Here is a 4,915-nt window from a genome sequence, read left to right as displayed (position 1 = left end):
CTTCCAGTCCCTTGAGGTCGAGGCCGGTCTCCTTCAGCAGCTCGACCGAGGCGGCCGCCGTGCAAGGCGCGAGATCGAGCTGGTTGTAGACGATGTTGCCGATCGAGGCCGGATGCATGCCTTCGACATCCTTCAGCGGATGCACCGCCGCTTGCAGCGTCTTGATGGGGATATGCGCTGGCACGGGCCGCTGGATGATGATGCCGGTAACGCGCGGATCGGCATTCAGGCCGTGGATCGCAGCTTCCAACTCGCCTGCTGTGATGGTGGCGGGAAAGCGCCGTTCCTCGAAATCGATGCCGGCGAGCTCAGCCTTGGCGCGCTGGTTGCGCACATAGACGTCCACCGCATCGGTGTCGCCGACGGTGATCGAGATCAGCTTGGGCGGAAAACCCTCGGCTTTGGCGATCGCTGCGTCCTCGGCAACGGCGGCGATGATGCGCTGGGCGACCGGGCCGCCCTTGAGATAACGGCTGTCTTCGGACAGAGGCATGGGTGAACTCTTTTGTGGAACTTGCCACCGAGATAGCAAAAGAATGCGGCAAAGGGCAGCATGAAAGCGAACCGCTATGCCCGTTGCGCGACGCGTGGGTGGCCTTTTGCCCTCGATTTCTGCTCAAAACGGAAAGGGCAGCGCGGTTTCCCGTGCTGCCCTTCCTGACCGGCCGCATCCCCATACGGCCCGTCCCCCGTATCCCTAAACTGGCCTCGAAACGCGGACTGCTTTGCCGGCCAGGTGATTCGCAAGGACTATTATATCACCTCGACCGTGGTTCCGACATTGACCCGCTCATAGAGATCGACGACGTCCTCGTTGCGCATGCGGATGCAGCCCGACGACACCGCGCCGCCGATCGTCCACGGCTGGTTGGTGCCATGGATGCGGTATTCGGTGGTGCCGAGGTAGAGCGCACGGGCACCAAGCGGGTTCTCCATGCCGCCGGCAAGATAGGTCGGCAAATAGCGGCCCTTGGCGGCTTCGCGCTTGATCATCTGCGCCGGCGGGCGCCAGTCCGGCCACTCGCGCTTGTTGGTGATCTTGTGCGTACCCGACCATTCGAAGCCCGGCTTGCCGGTGCCGACGCCATAGCGCCTTGCCTTGCCGTTCTTCTCGACCAGGAAGAGGAAATTCTGCGTGGTGTCGATGACGATCGTGCCCGGCTTCTGGCCTCCGTCATAGTCGACTTCCTGCGGCAGGTAGATCGGGTTGATCTGGGGACGCGCGACCATGCGCTTGGCCGGCGGCTGCACCGCCGCCGTCTGCACCCGGTCGGGCTGCGCCGGGCGCAGGCGTCGCTGCTGCTGCACCACCTGCCGGTTCTGGCGCACGATGCCGGGCGCATGGCCAAGCTGCAGCACCCAGGGTGCGGAAAGGTCGGGGCTCACCATCACCGGCGGCCTGTCGGCATAGCGGTCGCCGGCGGTTGAGGGTGTGACGCCGGCGGCAAACACAGCCACGGCGCCGAGCACGGGAAACAACACTGTCTTCATCGTAACGCACCTTGATCGTCTGATACAAACGGGTGGAAACGTCCTCCCGGTTCGGCGATCATTGGCGCGCAAGCAGCAACCGAAACATGAATCGGAATGCGTAAAATGCGGCTTTGTCAGTAAACCTTTTGGTGTGGTTACCGCCGGGTTCACGAATCTGGTAAAGCCGCAGTAAATGCCGCGCAAAGCGCGTTAACGAACGGATTTTGGCCTATGGACAAGGAACACACCGGCCTGCTCGCCGGCCCCGACGGTGTCGCGCGCTGCTTCTGGCACGGCAATCTGCCCGACTATCTGCACTATCACGATCATGAATGGGGCCGGCCTGTGGCCGACGACCGCAGGCTGTTCGAAAAGATCTGCCTGGAAGGCTTTCAGTCGGGCCTGTCGTGGCTGACCATACTGCGCAAGCGGGAGAATTTTCGCGAAGCCTTCGCCAATTTCGAATTCGACAAGGTAGCAAGCTTCACCGACAAGGATGTCGAGCGCCTGCTCGGCAATGCCGGCATCATCCGCCATCGCGGCAAGATCGTCTCGACCATCAACAACGCCAGGCGCGCCCGCGAAATGGTGGACGAATTCGGCTCACTGGCCGCCTGGTTCTGGAAGTTCGAACCCGGCAAGGACGAGCGGCCGCAAATCGTCGACCTCGCCCATCTGCGCGCGAACCCGACAACGGCCGTCTCGGTGCGGATCTCGAAGGAGCTGAAGAAGCGCGGCTGGAGCTTTGTCGGCCCGACCACGGTCTACGCCTTCATGCAGGCCATGGGCCTGGTCAACGACCACCTCGAGGGCTGCGCCTGCCGCCAAGAGGTCGAGAAGCAGCGGAAGGCTTTCAGGCGGCCGAAATAGGCTCAGGTGCCGTTGGCGCTGGCCAGCACCAGGCCGGCGACGATCGCCACCACCGTGGCCAGGGTCGGATAGATCACCAGCAGGCCGGTCATCAACGCGTCGCGCATGGATGGTCCCTTGCCGGTGTCGGCGGGTACTTCGAACGGTCCGGCAGCCTGGCTGACCATTTTCGGGACGTTGATGTCGGCCGGGCGCAAGCGTGCGGACAATCCGGCATCGCTGTCGATGGCATGGAATCTTGCTGTGCTGGTCATGGCCGCGAACCCCTCATTCCCGCGCTTTATCGGCGGCGATTGTGTCGGCACGATGCCGCACGCATGGCGGGATTGTTTCATTTGCGGTCCGGATTGGTTTCAAGGAGGTGCGGCGTCGCCTTCTCTCATCGGCAGCGCCAGAGGTCTGACCCTTGCCGCATCCGACCTCTTCGGTTAGGACACCCGCGTTGCGAAAATCGCAACATTGCCGACCTGCAAGCATCATAAAACGCCGAGCAAACACCCCATGGCCGATAAATCGGAAAAGACGAAAGCGCGACTGCCGCGCGGCTTTGCCGACCGCAGCGCCGAGGACATCCGCGCCGTCGAGAAGATGATGGCGACGATCCGCTCGGTCTATGAGCTTTACGGCTTCGAACCGGCAGACCAGCCGCTGATCGAATACACCGATGCGCTCGGAAAATTCCTCCCCGACCAGGACCGGCCGAACGAAGGCGTGTTCTCCTTCCAGGATGACGACGACCAGTGGCTGTCGCTGCGCTACGACCTGACCGCGCCGACGGCGCGTTATGTCGCCGAGAATTACGAGCGGCTGCCAAAACCTTACCGCAGCTATCGCTCAGGCTGGGTGTTCCGCAACGAGAAGCCCGGCCCCGGCCGCTTCCGCCAGTTCATGCAGTTCGATGCCGACACGATCGGCACGCCGGGTGTGGCCGCCGACGCCGAAATGGCCATGATGATGGCCGACGTCATGGAAGCGCTGGGCATCAAGCGCGGCGACTACGTCATCCGCGTCAACAACCGCAAGGTGCTGGATGGCGTGCTGGAGGCGATCGGCCTTGGCGGCGAGGAGAATGCCGGCCGCCGGCTGACGGTGCTGCGTGCGATCGACAAGCTCGACAAGCTCGGGCCGGAAGGCGTGAAGCTTTTGCTTGGCCCGGGCCGCTGGGACGGCGGCAAGGAGGGCGAAGGCGACTTCGCCAAGGGCGCCGGGTTGAACAACGGGCAAGCCGAGGCGGTTCTTCTCGCGACTGCGAGGACTATACAGGCCGGCCAGGATTCCATGGTCAGTTCGAACGCGATCTACCAGGAAGGCGTCGGCGAACTCGCCACGATTGAAGCGCTGGTCAGGGCGGCCGGATATGACGAAGACCGGATTGCCATGGACCGCTCGGTCGTGCGCGGCCTCGAATACTACACCGGCCCTGTCTTCGAAGCCGAGCTTCTGGCCGAAATCCCCAACGAAGACGGCCAGATCGTGCGCTTCGGTTCGGTCGGTGGCGGCGGGCGCTATGATGGCCTCGTCTCGCGCTTCCGTGGCGAGCCGGTGCCGGCAACCGGTTTTTCCATCGGCGTCTCCAGGCTGATGACCGCGCTGAAGAACCTCGGCAAGCTTGATGCCTCGGACGTGATTGCGCCGGTCGTCGTGCTGGTGATGGACAAGGACACCGACAGCCTCGGCCGCTACCAGAAGATGGTGGCGGAGCTGCGCGCCGCCGGCATCCGTTCCGAAATGTATCTCGGCGGCGCCGGCATGAAGGCGCAGCTCAAATATGCCGACCGTCGCGGCTGTCCGGTCGCCATCATCCAGGGCGGCGACGAGCGCGCCAAGGGCGAGCTGCAGATCAAGGACCTGATCGAAGGCGCGCGCATGTCGGCCGAAATATCAGACAACGCCGAATGGCGCGCGGCGCGCCCGGCACAGGTGACTGTGGCGGAGGGCGAGCTGGTCGTCGAGGTGAGGAAGATATTGGCGGCGCAGGCTGAGGAGAGGGCGCGTGGCAAGTAGAGGCCGCGTTGGCGCCTCTGGTTTGGGACCAGAGGGTCGTGCAGCACTGAGGTCAGCAAGTTGACCTCCCGCACCCCCGCCATCTCCACCGACATCACCAACCTCTTCGCCACGCGCAACACGCACGCCGTCGAGGTCGCCATATTGCAGCCGGCGGACCCGTTCCTCGACATGGCCGGCGAGGATTTGCGCCGCCGGATCTTCCTCACCGAAAGCGAAACGGGGCAGACGCTCTGCCTGCGGCCGGAATTCACCATTCCGGTCTGCCTCGACCACATAAGTTCGCAGGCCGGCACGCCGCGCCGTTATTCCTATCTGGGCGAGGTGTTTCGCCAGCGCCGCGAAGGCGGCAACGAGTTCTTCCAGGCCGGCATCGAGGATCTCGGCGACCGCGATACCGCGCAAGCGGATGCCCGCTCGGTGGCCGACGCGCATGCGCTGCTGTCGCTGGTGCTGCCTGGCCAGGCATTGGCGATCACGCTTGGCGACCAGACCATTTTCGAGGCGGTGCTGGCCGCCCTTGGCCTGCCGCGCGGCTGGCGCATGCGTCTTGCCCGCGCGTTCGGCT

6 protein-coding genes are annotated in these 4,915 nt (G+C 64.0%); 3 read left to right on the top strand and 3 right to left on the bottom strand.

Translation table 11 applies throughout. The features are described 5' to 3' along the window. On the bottom strand, positions 1-493 hold a 493-nt coding region (locus ENZ74_RS21910), incomplete at its 3' end, for a bifunctional 5,10-methylenetetrahydrofolate dehydrogenase/5,10-methenyltetrahydrofolate cyclohydrolase (protein ID WP_164761127.1). A 260-nt stretch (positions 494-753) separates the two neighbouring features. Next, positions 754-1,491 (bottom strand): L,D-transpeptidase, encoded by a 738-nt coding sequence (locus ENZ74_RS21905; protein ID WP_032808011.1) that lies wholly within the window; start codon positions 1,489-1,491, stop codon positions 754-756. 213 nt (positions 1,492-1,704) lie between these two features. On the opposite strand from ENZ74_RS21905, the gene ENZ74_RS21900 reads away from it, so the two are divergent. Continuing rightward, a complete protein-coding gene (locus ENZ74_RS21900) occupies positions 1,705-2,343 on the top strand; it encodes a DNA-3-methyladenine glycosylase I (protein ID WP_013530355.1) in 639 nt (212 codons plus the stop codon). Positions 2,344-2,345: 2 nt separating this feature from the next. On the opposite strand, the gene ENZ74_RS21895 is transcribed toward ENZ74_RS21900, so the two are convergent. Further along, on the bottom strand, positions 2,346-2,597 hold the full coding sequence (locus ENZ74_RS21895; RefSeq protein ID WP_024502332.1) for a hypothetical protein: 252 nt from the start codon (positions 2,595-2,597) through the stop codon (positions 2,346-2,348). 247 nt (positions 2,598-2,844) lie between these two features. Between ENZ74_RS21895 and hisS the strand changes: the two genes are divergently transcribed. Together hisS and ENZ74_RS21885 are read left to right on the top strand one after the other, a co-directional pair. Then, positions 2,845-4,347 (top strand): histidine--tRNA ligase, encoded by a 1,503-nt coding sequence (gene hisS, locus ENZ74_RS21890; protein WP_027160986.1) that lies wholly within the window; start codon positions 2,845-2,847, stop codon positions 4,345-4,347. Between the two features lie 60 nt (positions 4,348-4,407). Next, positions 4,408-4,915, top strand: a 508-nt coding sequence (locus ENZ74_RS21885; protein WP_206522306.1) for an ATP phosphoribosyltransferase regulatory subunit, incomplete at its 3' end; no start/stop codon positions are given.

It is taken from the genome of Mesorhizobium sp. M7A.F.Ca.CA.002.15.2.1, from assembly GCF_003998715.1.
In the GTDB taxonomy this organism is placed as follows: Bacteria; Pseudomonadota; Alphaproteobacteria; order Rhizobiales; family Rhizobiaceae; genus Mesorhizobium; species Mesorhizobium ciceri.
The sequence above is the reverse complement of the archived record's forward strand: the minus strand, read 5'-3'. Positions and strand labels throughout refer to the sequence as shown.

Excerpts from the sequence above, each read along its gene's own strand:
- ENZ74_RS21905 (WP_032808011.1), bottom strand. The coding sequence starts at position 1,491 with ATGAAGACAGTGTTGTTTCCCGTGCTCGGCGCCGTGGCTGTGTTTGCC.
- ENZ74_RS21900 (WP_013530355.1), top strand. The coding sequence starts at position 1,705 with ATGGACAAGGAACACACCGGCCTGCTCGCCGGCCCCGACGGTGTCGCG.
- ENZ74_RS21895 (WP_024502332.1), bottom strand. The coding sequence starts at position 2,597 with ATGACCAGCACAGCAAGATTCCATGCCATCGACAGCGATGCCGGATTG.
- hisS (WP_027160986.1), top strand. The coding sequence starts at position 2,845 with ATGGCCGATAAATCGGAAAAGACGAAAGCGCGACTGCCGCGCGGCTTT.